Consider the following 12,177-nt stretch of genomic DNA (forward strand, 5'->3'; position numbering starts at 1 on the left):
CCGTGAGAACTTAATGTAAATACAACGTGGGGCCGCCTGACAGGTGCGGCATGTTTTGCCGTACCCGGTCGGTGGCTCCCCAGTCGAGAGGACCGTCGCTCATGCCACTGGACATCTGGCATTCCGAGGCCGATCTGGCCATCCTCAGAACCCTCCCGGCCTCCGCTCTTGCCGGGGCCTTCATGCGGCGCTGGTCCCGCTATGTCAGCGATTATCGCGACATTCTGCTGCGGGGCGGTGCCAGCGGCAATCCCTCGCTCCTGTGGGCGGCGTTCCGGGACCGATGGAGGTTACAGTTTTGTCCATAATCCGGACATTCCCATCACCCGGAAACCCGTCATCTGGCGCAGGGAAGACACAACACGGATCATCAGCCTGACGGATGCGCCACGCGGCTTTACTGATCTCCGCTCGCTGGATTTCGAAGCAATGGGCCGCGTCCTGTTCGACAGCGAGGATGATGCGGGACGCTCCATCACCGTGACGGGCTCCTTCGGGACGTTTTCCTTCCTGCTGGATGATCCGGCCGCCGCAAAGCGTCCCGCCGTGGTCATCCCGCTGGACCCCCATTACCGAAGTCGCTGGTATGAGGCTGGCCGCTTCGTCTCCCACCATCTTGGTTTCAGGCTGCCGTCGCGTGTGCCCCCGGTCATCACGCCCTTTCGGTCCCTGTATCTGATCCGCTGCCTGCATGCCTATGATCTGCATCGGGCGGGTGCCGATGAACGCCGCATTGCTGCCGTCCTCATCAATCCCCGCGCTCTGACCATGTCCTGGAACGAATGGTGTGACCATACATGGCGCAGGACTGCCAAGGACTGGCGCGACGAAGGCATCGTGAACTGCCCCGGGTTTACCGGAGAGTAAAATTCTCGGAGGATGAGCCCTATGGTAGAGAAGAAGAAGACATCACGTTATTCGCCTGAGTTCCGTGAGCGCGCGGTGCGCCTTCTGGACGAGCATCGCTCGGATTACCCGAGCCTATCAGCGGCCTGTCGCGAGATTGGTGGCAAGCTTGGCTGTTCGGGCGACAGCCTGCATGACTGGTGGAAGCAGGCCCGGCGGGACGCGGGTGCGCAGCCGGGGCCAACCACGGCCGAGACGGCACGGATCAAGGCGTTGGAGCGTGAGGTCCGTGAACTGCGTCAGGCCAATGAGATCCTCAAGAAGGCCTCGGCCTATTTTGCTCAGGCGGAGCTCGACCGCCCGTTTCGCAAATGATCGCGTTTATTGAAACCTGCCGTGCCGATTACGGGGTCGAGCCAATCTGTCGCGTTCTGCCGATTGCCCCGTCCACGTTTTACCAGCAGGCGGCCATAGCAAGAGATCCGGCCACGGCCAGCCCGCGTGCCCGGCGCGATAGGGAACTGATGGAACATATCCGCCGGATCTGGCAGGACAACCGTGCTGTTTATGGTGCGCGCAAGGTGTGGCATAGCCTGCACCGTGAAGGGCGACAGGTGGCGCGTTGCACTGTTGAGCGCCTGATGCGCAAGATGGGTCTGAAGGGTGTCATCCGGGGCCGGAAGGTCATCACGACCCGTCCGGATACGGCGCGCCCCTGTCCCAATGACAGGGTTAACCGGCAGTTCCGGGCCGAGGCCCCCAACCAGCTCTGGGTTTCGGACTTCACCTATGTCCAGACCTGGAATGGCATGGTCTATGTGGCTTTCGTCATCGATGTGTTCGCCCGCAGGATCGTGGGTTGGAAAGTCTCGACTTCCATGACCACCCAGTTCGTGCTCGACGCCCTTGAACAGGCCATCTGGCAACGAAAGCCTGCGGGAAATAAGGTGCTGATCCATCATTCGGACCGTGGCTCACAATATCTGTCGATCCGATATACCGAACGCTTGGCGCTGGCTGACATAGACGCCTCAGTCGGCACGGTCGGTGACAGCTACGACAATGCGCTGGCAGAGACCATCAACGGTTTATACAAGGCCGAGGTCATCCATCATCTGGGGCCATGGAAATCCATGGCGCAGGTCGAATGGGAAACCCTCAGATGGGTGGACTGGTATAATAATCGACGCCTATTAGCACCAATCGGCTACAGGCCGCCCGCCGAAGCCGAACGCGCCTTCTATGAAGATCAGAGCGGGCTTGATATCGCTGCCTGATTACTGAACAAATCGCTCTCCGGTAAACCCGGGGCAGTTCAGCACACCTAACCACTGGTAACGATGTCGCCGATACGAAGGCTGACAAGATCGCAGCCTCTGAGTTTGCTATCGAGAGCAAGATCAAACAAAGCTCTGTCTCTGACACGCTGTTCGCTCCCCAGCCAAAACCGAATAGCCCAGACGTGCTTTTCTGTGAGCGCCCGCTTGGCGCAAACCATTTTTCCTGCATTCCAAGACACGGACGCCTTCAGTGTAGGCGATGGAAATCGCGTTTTTTTTCATGATACTTTCTCCTGATCAACTGTTGCTCATGCAGCAATCAGAAGTCTGGAGGAGGATATCGGCGGATAACGAGAACTATTGCCGACCGTCCGCTTTACGGAAACTGGAACGGCTCTTCTTATGACCGAGATGAGGCGACTGCCGCCTGTCTGCTCTTGCATCACTGAGCGGACGGGCAGATTAGGGGGGATAGTGTTGAAAAACTCATGGTGAAGAGTGAAAGTGTTGCCAAGCCACTTCGACATAAGTGCAGCTTTCTTGCCTCAGGTGGATAAGGCAGGCGCTCCGGGAGGTATCAGTTTCGCCATTTTGCGGAGATTTTGAGCAGCTGCGGCGAGATGGAACTCATCACGGGCACCGTTTGGTCCTCTGAGCCTCAACCGATCGATCTTCAAAATGCGCTTGAGGTGAGCAAACAGCATTTCAACCTTCTTTCGTTCTCGTCTGGAGATAATATAGGCGTCGGTTAAAGCAATGTCGCGGGCCATATCACGAGCGCCTTCATGAATAGAGCGCAGAACCTTACGATTGGGCTGATTGGGGCAGCATTTTGGTTTGAGAGTGCATACGTCGCACGCCAGTTTCGACGAACGGTATCGAAGTAGGTTGTCGGGAGGGGCATTTGGTTGATCCGAGTTGATCTTGCGCCACTGCTGCTTCAGTTGCTGTCCTCCAGGACAGATGTAAAGATCGTGCACGTGGTCATATGTGAAATCTCGACGTTCGAAAGTCCCGTCCTGCCGGGCAGATTTGTCGAAGACCGGAATGTGAGGTTCGATGCCACGCTCATGAACCAGCCACGCAAGATTTTCAGCGGATCCATAAGCTGTATCCGCCGCAAGCCTTTCGGGCCATATTCCAAATGTTTCCTGCGTACGCTCTATCATTCGGCGTTGCGCCGTAACCTCGGCCTGCCGGATGGCTGTCGTGGTTTCTACATCCATGATGACAGCCGATTTAAGGTCGATGAGGTAATTTGTGCAGTAGGCATAATAAGCAAGGCCACCGCTTGCAGCGTTCCAACGTGCCGCAGGATCGACCGGAGAGATATATTTTGGTTGCACGGGCGTAGCAGACCCAAATGCAGCATCGTCCAGCACCGAGAAATACTCCCGCACAGCACGTTGGGCTGCCTCGATCGGCAGTTTATCTGGGCCCGGAACACTACGCTGCCGATTAGCGTCAGCCTTGATCGTGCTGGCATCGACCGCAAAGCCTTCACCGCCCACCAGTCCCTTGGCGATACACTGCCGGACGGTCATTTCGAACATTTGGCGAAGCAGATCACTCTCCCGGAAGCGTCCGTGCCGGTTTTTCGAGAATGTCGAATGATCAGGCACAGGGCCGTTGAGACCAAGGCCACAGAACCACCGGTAGGCCAGGTTAAGATGGACTTCTTCACATAGCCGTCGCTCGGATCGAATACCCATCACGTAGCCAACGATTAACATCCTGATGATCAGCTCGGGATCGATTGAAGGCCGTCCCGTGCCGCTGTAAAATGGACGAAGATGCTCACGCAGGCCGTCCAGATCGACAAAGCGATCAATTGAACGCAAAAGATGGCCAGCTGGCACATGGTCTTCAAGACGGAACTCGTAGAACAGTGCCTCCTGTATTTTCGTTCGATCACCCATCATTTGCAGGTTCCTCCTGCGAAGAGTGAATCAGTGCTTCACTCTCAAAGCAAGCGCGACTTTTTCAACACTATCGGGGGAGGACGGCACGTCTCTTTTCGTACAAAAGATATAGAAAAGCGGACGTTTAAGAAGCCAGAGGGATCCTAGATGAAGAGCAAAAGCCAGTCATTCATGATCAGGATACACCGTGATCCCAAAGACATTTGATGTTAAGATTGTCAGTGATAACAAGGGATAAAACAGGGCTCTGGTCAGAAAGTGTCACGAGAAAATTTTAGCGAACTACTTTCTTTTCTGGCAGTTGCCCAAGAACGGAGCTTCACAAAGGCGGCGGCCCGCAGAGGTGTTACGCCATCCGCAATAAGTCACACCATGCGTCTTCTGGAGGAACGACTGGGTGTCACCCTTCTGACGAGAACAACGCGGCGTGTCGTTCCCACGCCTGCGGGAGACTATCTCCTGCAAAATATTCAGCCGCTTTTCGACGAAATCGAGAACCGGATGGTCAGTCTTGATGAATTCCGTAAATGCCCCAGAGGCAATCTCCGGATTACAGTGACAGATGAATCTCTGGGATTCTTTCTTCGACCCCGTATTGCAGATTTTCTAAAGAACTACCCTGAAATCTCCCTTGAGATCTCAACGGATCTGCGCCTGATTGATATCGTGGATGAAGGCTTCGATGCAGGCGTGCGCCTTGGAGAACTGGTGACACAGGGCATGATTTCAGTACCTGTATCCCCTGATATCCCATTTGCGGTTGTTGGGTCTCCGACCTATTTCAAAAGTCATGTCACCCCCAAAATTCCGGCCCGTCTGCAAGAGCACAACTGTATCGGTGTTCGCCTGCCAACCCACGGAAAGATTTATCCGTGGCGCTTCAGACAGAAGGGAAAAGACCTGAAGTTTCAGCCCATCGGCAAATTTGTATGCAACAATGTGTTCAGTGCGCGAGATGCTTGCCTAGACGGCATTGGCCTCGCCTATATTCCTAAAATTGTTGCAGAAGAACATATCCAGAATGGCAAACTGATATCAGTTCTGGAGCCATTCTGTCCGACGCATCTGGGGTTTCATCTCTTCTACCCCCGACACCATCGCCATTCGATGCCTCTGTCGCTGTTTGTCGAGGAAATGAAAGTAAAATGAGAAAGCCTGCTCTTACGAATACAGGCTTTCTGGCGCTAAGGTTTAACTGCCGATAAGAGGAAGCTGTTTGAGCATTTCCTGCAGGTTTACCGCATCCCAAGGCATGTGTTCGGCAATTGTCATACCGACCACTTCTTTTTTGCTCGCCACTTCCTGAAACAGTTTCAGAACATCAGGAATGTTGAGCTTGCCTTCGGCAACGTCTCCAAAATCATGCTTGTCACGACCCGGCTTTGCAAACAGTAGAGAACGGAAGTTGTGCGGATCCAGCACATCCAGATCCAGATGAATGGCAAGCACTTCGATCTGACTGTTTTTTAGCCATTCCATGACCGGCTGTGCGCCATCCCGCACCTGCTGGGGTGAACATGTCCGCAATCCATGGTCCGCAATAAACTGGGCTTCGAACGGAAGTGGATCGTGGATGCCTGCAATCATCACATTCTTTGCAGGAACCGGCTTTGTTACTGCTTTCGTCAGGTCGGGGTCGCCATGGCCTAACAGAGCCCCCAGAACGTGCGCATGTGCGTTCGTATACTGCTTTGGAGTCTGAACGTCTGGATGGGTGTCAATCCAGAGCACACCCAGTTTATCGCCATAACGTTCTGAAAGCCATGAAAAAGGCACGAGCGAGACAAGGCAGTCCCCACCCAGCACCGCCAGTGACTTCGGTTGATGGCGTTCAATGATTTTTCGAGCGTTCTGCATCTGTTTCAGCAGAACACTGCGTCCACGCATTTCATCCTCGACTGGCAGAGGAACGTCAGTCGGAGCGTCAACCGGAACTTCCTCAACAGGGCCAGCAGAAGGAGGAGCCAGCCAGGCCAGAAGTTTTGAGCCAAGATAATAGGGAGGATTATCGCCGCCCTGCCACTGCGGGAAAATAAGCCGCAAAGTTTGGGAATTCTGATCCGCCATGGAAGACTTCCTGTAAGGTAAGTGCACGCGGTCTGTCTCGGCACCAATCAGACAGCTCGCCATCACGCAAGATGTGATGGCGATTATCTTTCTTCTTTCGTAAAAAATCCGAGATTTCCTGAACCACTTCATGCAACGGAGTATTTCATGAGAGGGATGAAATTGATAGATAAACATTACTGAAATTTATTCACAAACATTTTGATGAAAAACTCTATAGTCATGAAAACCCTTCGATCTTAAGACAAGAAAATCTCTAAAAAGGCCAAGGTTGTATCCACGCCGTGTGGATTGCTCCTATCTGAATTCATATGGGAATAGGTGCCATAAATGAATATAATTACTTCATATTCAGTAAATACTCACTTCCATTTTGTATGTATGTTTAGTGCGGAATCTCGGAATATAGTTTTCCAACCTGAAGTTTCAGCAAAAATGTTCCTATCATGCAGCATTTGATTTCTCGGGAGCTTTCTTCTGGTCGCCAGAGACTGGCCGTCCTGTCTCTGGCATTGGGATCATTTGCGTCAGTCACCACCGAATTTCTTCCTGTAGGTATCCTGCCTGATATTTCGAGAACATTTTCTATAAGTTCCGGAACGGCGGGGCTTACCATGACAGTTCCGGGCATGATGGCAGCACTTTCTGCTCCCGGAGTCATGCTATTTTCCGGACGCACAGATCGTCGCAGGATTATTTTATGGCTTTCCCTTATTCTGCTCGCAGGTTGCCTGATTGCCACCATTGCACCGACATTTGGAGTGATGCTGCTCAGCCGGGCACTGGTCGGTATCAGTCTTGGTGCATTCTGGGCCATGGGCCTCTCTGTCGCAGTAGAACTTGTTGCTAAGAAAAAAGCGCATAAGGCAGCAGCAGCTGTTTTTGCAGGGGTCACGGCAGCCATGATCCTTGGGGTTCCAAAGGGATCTCTTGTAGCCGAGTACTCATCCTGGCGCGGTGCATTCGTGGCCGCAGCAATTATCGCCATTGCCGCTTTAGTCATGCAGTGGAGAGTGCTTCCAACTGTTCCAGCGGAAAGTCCTGTCCGGCTCACTGATTTCAAAGCATTCGTCAGACTACCCGAAGCACGGAAAAGTATCGTTATGATTGCCGCTGTTTTTGCGGCCCACTTTGCAGCGTATACTTACCTGACTCCTCTCATTCACGAAGCAGGTATTCCTTCGGCGGCTGTGACGGTCTTGTTATTGGCTTATGGTGCTATCGGGTTTGCTTCTAACCTTGTGGCCAGCCGCTTTTTGGAAAATAATCTCAAAGCAACGCTTTTTGCTTCGAAAATATCACTGGCAATACCCTTTCTGCTCCTGCCGGTGCTGGTGATCTTTCCAAAGTTTGAAACGGTGCTTATTCTTCTCTGGACCGTCGCTTGGGGAGCTCTGCCACTGTGCCTGAATACCTGGCACCGCAGTATCGAGACCGAACATTCGGAAGCTGCCGCCGCCATGTTCACTTTTACCGCGCAGGTTGCCATTGCGATCGGTTCAAGTCTTGGAGGCGCGATAGTCGATCACTTCGGGCTGAGAGCCAATTTCTGGATGAGCGCTTTGATTGTTATTCTGAGCGCTTTCTATCTGGCTACTCACAGAAAAGGCAGAGTGATTTTGTGAGTTTCATGCACTGAGAGAATACGTCTGCAAGAGAGGACGGTTCAAAAATTACGAAAACGATCAACAGCAATCCGCCTGTCAACATCGAACGTTTTTCAGCATGAGGGAAGCATCATGAAGGCTTTGGTTTGCGCGTCTTTTGGAACAGCCCCCTCAATGGCTATTGAGGAACGTCCTACACCTTTGCCTCGGCCAGGTTATACTTTGATCAAAATGCATGCCGCGACGGTCAATCAACTTTCGGGGCAAATTCGTCGAGGTCTTTTCAACAAAGCCAAGGTGCCTCTCGTTCTGAGCAATGACGGCGCAGGTACGGTAGAGGATAGCGACCTCTTTCAATCTGGGACACGTGTTGCAATTTACGGCGGTGGTCAATTAGGAATCACGGAAGACGGTTTGCAACAGGAATATGTATCTGTCAAAAACAGCCATGTCTTCGAGTTGCCTGATACTATCAGTTTGGACGAAGGCGCGGCGCTCCCTATCAATTATGTGACTGCGTATCAGGCCGTAACCCGCGTCGGACGCATAGAAGTAGGGCAGACAGTCCTGATTTCAGGAGCAGCCGGGGCAGTCGGTCATGCCTTGATCCAGCTTTCGCGAGTTCTGAGAGCGAAGCCCGTGGCAGTCGTCTCCAACTCCCTGAAGGCAGAAGCTGCCCGTAAGAGTGGAGCGGCGGCGGTCGTAGATCTCTCAATTGAGATTCTGTCGGATGTTGTATCTTCCCTTACGGCTGGTCAGGGAGCCGACCTCGCATTTGATCCAGTTGGCGGCCCTCTGCTCAGGGAACTGATAAAATCTGTGCGTGAACGGGGTTCAGTTGTATCCATCGGGTTTGCTGGCGGTGCTGAAGCCTGTCTGGATCTGGCTGAAATTGTCGTTCATGAGAAACGCCTTCTCGGATACGACGCATGGCTGGAAACGGACGAGGCCGTGTCCGATGCATTCAGCATTATTCGTTTTTTTGTTGAGAAGGATGCTGTTCGCCCAGTCATTGATAGTGCATGGACACTAGAGGAATTTGAGCAAGCTTATAAGCGTCTCGCATCCCGGCAGGCTATGGTAGCTATTCTTCTCAAAGCGTAAAAGTAAAGCTCTCTAGGGGCTTCGAAATCAAATTTGTTTTCTCATCAGAATAATTGAAGCACGTCTGCTATGTGGAAAGCTAATCAGAGGCATGTATGTCTGACATGAGGGCGAATTCAGACCGTCTTGTTTCTATCTTTTATACCAGTCAATCAACGTTTAGCCTCTGATGCGGAGGTCCGGGTCATCAAGCCGATGTGGAACCGTCGTGGAAGCAGTGCTGTATGACTTTGGTGAACGGCTCCGAGAGTGACGGAGACTAACCAACTGTAGGCGAAGCATCGAAATTGGTTATTTCCCGCCAAACAATGTCCGTTTCAACCGGACGCTGACTTTTGTCGTGGTTTGTTTGGACGATGGCTCTGCCCCAAACGCGGTCTATCGCGGCTCACCTGACAATGGCGGCTTTCTGTCCGCTACGATGACTACTTTGATGTCTGACTTGTAGGCGACGGCCGTTATTGATGGGCTAAAGATCGTAAGTCAGACGGAATGCGTCTTTGTAGCTCTCGATTTTCGCTCTAACGGGTGCATTAAAATGTACGCCCGTGACATATCGATTATTACCGGAAAGTTCGGTTAAAATCTTACGGCGTGTCTTTGCGGCCAAGCCGGGATTGTGATCAAAAGCAAATGTGACGTCAGGCCGCGCTACCTGAATATGGGGCAAATGCAGCACATCGCCCCAGATCAGGAGAGAGTCGTTTTCACTTTCCAAAAGATAGCCGGAATGCCCTGGTAAATGGACGGCTGTGATCCCGGGGAGCAGAACATCTCCGTCCTCGAAAAGTGTTATCTGCTGCTGGTAAGCAGCAAGGACATTGCGAGCAACGTCGAACAGGCGCTGATGTGCAACAGGTGCAGCATCGCGTCTCTCTTCGTTTCGGCAGAAATTCAACTCTACCTGATGAAGGAAAAACTTTTCAACGTTGCGGAAATGTTTTGTAGCAAGAGGCCCTGCCAGACCGCCGACATGATCACTGTGTCCATGTGTGAGAAGGATCGTGTCAATCTGCCGGGGGTCATAACCTGCGGTGATCAGCGCAGGAATCAGTCGGCCGCCCCATCCGTTGAGGTTTCCAGCACCATCATCGATAAGAATGGTCCGCGCACCGGCCTCAATAACAAACGCATTGATGTTCATGTGCGGTGAAGGTGAAGTGTCTGCCGCGCCCAGAAGCGACAACGCCTCATCTTGATCAATCCCATCAAGAAGATCGAGCGAGGCGTCCAGAGAGCCGTCACTCAGAGCCGTTACGGCGAACTCTCCGACACGGTAACGGCTGATTTCAGGTGCCTGAAACATTCGTTCTGATGACATGAGCTTATCCCTGGCTTGCTCATCTGGTATCGGACAGACGATGGGTGTCTGCCCGATACCATCCGGCGCAATCTCTGCCGTGCTTTATCTGATCACGCGACGCCGTTCAGTTTGCAAAGAATGGCATGCCGAGCTGCTTTGACCGTTTCAGGTGTGGTGCGGTTGTCGATAGCCTGCTGCTTTGTTGCGGCATCGCCCCCAACGACCATATCTTCGCTTTGCATGAGAGCGTCGACACCCTGCTGCGCCACAACATGCAAATCATTTTTTGGCCCATGATCGATCTTGCTGGTGGCCATGCCGGCATTCTTGTGAAAACGCGTGTTTGTGGCACCCGGGAGCAGGGCTGTGACACTGACGCCTGTATCGCGAAGCTCTTCTCGCAGGGATTCTGAAAACATAAAGCCGAATGCCTTGGAAGGACCATAGACAGTTTCGTAAGGTGTCGGTGTGGTTGCCGAGAGGGAGGACACAATCATGATCCGGCCGACCTTGTTGGGCACCATGTGCTGCACTACACGCTTAGCCAGATGCACCGTCCCGGAGATGTTGATGGCAATGACCCGGAAATCATCTTCGAGCTTGTTATCAACAAAGGCTCCGCCCAGGCCGATGCCAACATTGAGAACGGCAATATCGACGTTTCGTCCGAGATCTTTCGTAAACTGCCAGAACCCTTCGACGCCGTCATAGGTCGCAGCATCCGCCTGAAATGCATAGATTGCTACACCGATCTTTTCGAGTTCTGTTTTGGCGTCGTGGATTTTATCACTGGCCCCTGAAATGGCGAGGTCATAACCCATGCCGCCGAGGATACGTGCAATCTCGAAACCAATACCCGAAGACGATCCGCTGATCATGGCAAGTTTGCTCATCTATCTCAACTTTTCCCAAAATTTTATAAAACGGGACGACACACAGTTGGTCATGCCTGTCGCCACTTGTTTGTGGAGTTAAGCGCGAAATCAGTGAAAATCTATGCCTTAGGCGGAGAGCTAAAATCAACGAAGTGATCGTTTTTATTCACCTGTTACGTTCTGATCAGGTTTTTGCCCCTGTATCAGGCGAATAAGAGCCCGTAATGCTTCAGGAAGCTGTCGCCGGCTGGGATAATAAATAAAGAGTGGCGGTCCCATGGAGGCCCATTCGGGCAGGACCTTGACGAGCGACCCGTTTGCGATCTGCACTGCCGCCCGGCTTTCAAGGTTGTAACTGATCCCCCCATCGCGTTCGGCGATCTCGATAGATAGAACGGTTTCGTTGACGATCACTGACCAGTCCGTGTCCAAAAAGACTTTCTCCTGGTCGCGTTCCAGCTCCCAGTGGTAGATTTTTCCGCTTCCTATCCGGATCCCTATACAGCGATGCTGGTGTAGGTCGGCCGGGCCTCGAAGGGGTGGAGCTGAAGCAAGATAGGCAGGCGATGCGACTGTCACCCATCGTAGATCGGGACAGAGCGGGACCGCGATCATGTCTTCCGGTATTGTGCCACCATAGCGAACACCCGCGTCAAAACCCTGTTCGATGATGTCCACCACGGCGTCCTCCACCGCGACTTCCAGACGGACGTCGGGATAAAGGGTCGCATAGCGCGCAATGACCGGGGCCAGAACAAGCCGAGCGGCGTCAGTTGGTACGTTCAGACGTAACTGCCCAGCGGGTCGGTCCCGAAAACGATTGAGCGCTTCGAGCCCATTGGTGATTTCAGAGAGTCCTGACGTGACATGCGAGAGCAATTCCCGTCCAGCTGGTGTTAGCGTGACGCTGCGATTGGTCCGGTTGAAGAGACGTACACCCAGACGCTTTTCCAGTCCGCGGATAGCGTGGCTCAAGGCCGATGGAGAAAGATCCAGTTCTGCTGCAGTTTTGCGAAAGCCGCCTGTTTTGGCGATGGCGCAGAACAGGTTGAGATCTCCCAGATCTCCACGTGAAAGATGCATGATGCGTTTCGCTCGTTCGTTCATGTCTGTTGAGTATAAACATACAGCATGTGCCGTTTGACTCAATTACAGGCCTTATGAGGTTGCGCT

At 52.9% G+C, this 12,177-nt stretch carries 11 protein-coding genes and 1 other annotated feature; of the genes, 6 read left to right on the forward strand and 5 right to left on the reverse strand.

The window, feature by feature from the left end:
- Positions 1-50 precede the first annotated feature (50 nt).
- The 3 genes from FLP30_RS14380 to FLP30_RS10715 all read left to right on the forward strand — a co-directional run bounded on the left by FLP30_RS14380 (position 51) and on the right by FLP30_RS10715 (position 2,123).
- Positions 51-308 carry a transcriptional regulator domain-containing protein gene (locus FLP30_RS14380; protein ID WP_408834545.1) on the forward strand — a complete coding sequence of 86 codons (258 nt, stop codon included), beginning with the start codon at positions 51-53 and terminating at the stop codon, positions 306-308.
- On the forward strand, positions 202-867 hold the full coding sequence (locus tag FLP30_RS10710) for a DNA -binding domain-containing protein (protein WP_149279806.1): 666 nt from the start codon (positions 202-204) through the stop codon (positions 865-867). Before FLP30_RS14380 ends, FLP30_RS10710 begins: the two co-directional genes overlap by 107 nt.
- A 21-nt stretch (positions 868-888) precedes the next feature.
- Positions 889-2,123 (forward strand): IS3 family transposase gene (locus FLP30_RS10715; protein ID WP_149279807.1). Its coding sequence is split into 2 segments (ribosomal slippage): positions 889-1,183 and positions 1,183-2,123, totalling 1,236 coding nucleotides; the frame shifts between segments, so codons are not numbered across the junction.
- Positions 1,176-1,292: a sequence feature (AL1L pseudoknot), on the forward strand. (Overlaps the previous gene by 117 nt.)
- A 548-nt stretch (positions 2,124-2,671) precedes the next feature.
- Here FLP30_RS10715 and FLP30_RS10725 read toward each other — a convergent pair.
- A complete protein-coding gene (locus tag FLP30_RS10725; RefSeq protein ID WP_149278715.1) occupies positions 2,672-4,048 on the reverse strand; it encodes an IS1182-like element ISGdi16 family transposase in 1,377 nt (458 codons plus the stop codon).
- 258 nt (positions 4,049-4,306) lie between these two features.
- On the opposite strand from FLP30_RS10725, the gene FLP30_RS10730 reads away from it, so the two are divergent.
- The gene (locus tag FLP30_RS10730) at positions 4,307-5,197 is read left to right on the forward strand and encodes a LysR family transcriptional regulator (protein ID WP_168200090.1); all 891 of its coding nucleotides are present in this window, start codon (positions 4,307-4,309) and stop codon (positions 5,195-5,197) included.
- A 42-nt stretch (positions 5,198-5,239) separates the two neighbouring features.
- Here the strand turns inward: FLP30_RS10730 and FLP30_RS10735 are convergent, their stop codons facing one another.
- Complete coding sequence (locus tag FLP30_RS10735; RefSeq protein WP_149279809.1) at positions 5,240-6,115, reverse strand: arginase family protein; 876 nt, start codon at positions 6,113-6,115, stop codon at positions 5,240-5,242.
- A gap of 446 nt (positions 6,116-6,561) precedes the next feature.
- Here FLP30_RS10735 and FLP30_RS10740 point away from each other — a divergent pair, with 446 nt between their 5' ends.
- Both FLP30_RS10740 and FLP30_RS10745 read left to right on the forward strand, forming a co-directional pair.
- The gene (locus FLP30_RS10740) at positions 6,562-7,740 is read left to right on the forward strand and encodes an MFS transporter (protein ID WP_149279810.1); all 1,179 of its coding nucleotides are present in this window, start codon (positions 6,562-6,564) and stop codon (positions 7,738-7,740) included.
- A 114-nt stretch (positions 7,741-7,854) separates the two neighbouring features.
- Positions 7,855-8,826 carry a quinone oxidoreductase family protein gene (locus FLP30_RS10745; RefSeq protein WP_149279811.1) on the forward strand — a complete coding sequence of 324 codons (972 nt, stop codon included), beginning with the start codon at positions 7,855-7,857 and terminating at the stop codon, positions 8,824-8,826.
- Positions 8,827-9,295: 469 nt separating this feature from the next.
- Here FLP30_RS10745 and FLP30_RS10750 read toward each other — a convergent pair whose 3' ends face one another.
- The 3 genes from FLP30_RS10750 to FLP30_RS10760 form a co-directional block, all read right to left on the reverse strand.
- Positions 9,296-10,147 (reverse strand): MBL fold metallo-hydrolase, encoded by an 852-nt coding sequence (locus tag FLP30_RS10750; protein WP_168200091.1) that lies wholly within the window; start codon positions 10,145-10,147, stop codon positions 9,296-9,298.
- 92 nt (positions 10,148-10,239) lie between these two features.
- Entirely contained in the window at positions 10,240-11,022 is a 783-nt protein-coding gene (locus tag FLP30_RS10755) for an SDR family NAD(P)-dependent oxidoreductase (protein ID WP_210419275.1), read from the reverse strand.
- 144 nt (positions 11,023-11,166) lie between these two features.
- A complete protein-coding gene (locus tag FLP30_RS10760; protein ID WP_246856502.1) occupies positions 11,167-12,111 on the reverse strand; it encodes a LysR family transcriptional regulator in 945 nt (314 codons plus the stop codon).
- Positions 12,112-12,177: the final 66 nt, after the last annotated feature.

The sequence above is a fragment of the Acetobacter vaccinii genome (genome assembly GCF_008365315.1).
Taxonomy (GTDB): domain Bacteria; phylum Pseudomonadota; class Alphaproteobacteria; order Acetobacterales; family Acetobacteraceae; genus Acetobacter; species Acetobacter vaccinii.